Here is a 1,317-nt window from a genome sequence, read left to right as displayed (position 1 = left end):
CCGCGAATGATACGGCTGAACTGGATGCAGTTGATGCTGCGCTGAGCGTGAATGCGAGCGTGGATAACGATGCAGCGACGCTGGATATTAGCGGTAGTACCACAGATATCGCCGAAGGCACCGTGGTTGCGCTCACCATCACCGATCAGAATGGCAACACCGTGACTGCCCAAGCCTTGGTGGATGCGGACGGTAACTATAGCTTGGAAGGCATTGATGTCAGCGGCCTGACCGATGGCCCATTGACCATTGATGCGGTGGCTACAGACAACAATGGCAACACGATTACCGCGAATGATACGGCTGAACTGGATGCAGTTGATGCTGCGCTGAGTGTGAATGCGAGCGTGGATAACGATGCAGCGACGCTGGATATTAGCGGTAGTACCACAGATATCGCCGAAGGCACCGTGGTTGCGATCACCATCACCGATCAGAACGGTAACATCGTAACTGCACAAGCCACCGTGGATGCGGATGGCAACTACAGTCTGGACGGCATTGATGTCAGCGGCCTGACCGATGGCCCATTGACCATTGATGCGGTGGCTACAGACAACAATGGCAACACGATTACCGCGAATGATACGGCTGAACTGGATGCAGTTGATGCTGCGCTGAGCGTGAATGCGAGCGTGGATAACGATGCAGCGACGCTGGATATTAGCGGTAGTACCACAGATATCGCCGAAGGCACCGTGGTGAGTATCACTATCACCGATCAAAATGGCAACACCGTGACTGCCCAAGCGACGGTAGATGCGGATGGCAACTACAGCCTGGAAGGTGTTGATGTTAGCGGTCTAACCGATGGTCCGCTGACCATTGATGCGGTGGCGACGGACAACAACGGTAACCCGGTCAATGACAGCACCAGTGCCGAGCTGGATGCAGTTGATGCAGCACTAAGCGTGAATGCGAGCGTGGATAACGATGCAGCGACACTAGACATCAGCGGTAGCAGCACAGATATCGCCGAAGGCTCGTTGGTGAACATCACTATTACTGATCAGAATGGCAACACAGTGACTGCACAAGCCACTGTGGATGCAGATGGTAACTACAGCCTGGAAGGTGTTGATGTCAGTGAGCTGACCGATGGCCCATTGCTCATTGATGCGGTGGCTACAGACAACAATGGCAACACGATTACCGCGAATGATACGGCTGAACTGGATGCGGTTGAGTCTGCACTAAGCGTGAATGCGAGCGTAGATAACGATGCAGCGACGCTGGACATCAGCGGTAGCAGCACAGATATCGCTGAAGGCTCGCTGGTGAACATCACCATCACCGATCAGAACGGTAACATCGTAA

1 protein-coding gene is annotated in these 1,317 nt (G+C 53.8%); it reads left to right on the top strand.

Annotated elements, in window-relative coordinates; translation table 11 throughout:
• On the top strand, positions 1-1,317 hold a 1,317-nt coding region (locus M1L23_RS00340), incomplete at both ends, for a beta strand repeat-containing protein (protein ID WP_420840616.1).

This window comes from Aliidiomarina quisquiliarum (assembly GCF_023922585.1).
In the GTDB taxonomy this organism is placed as follows: domain Bacteria; phylum Pseudomonadota; class Gammaproteobacteria; order Enterobacterales; family Alteromonadaceae; genus Aliidiomarina; species Aliidiomarina quisquiliarum.
Note: the sequence above shows the minus strand (reverse complement) of the source record. Positions and strands in the feature narration are given on the sequence as shown.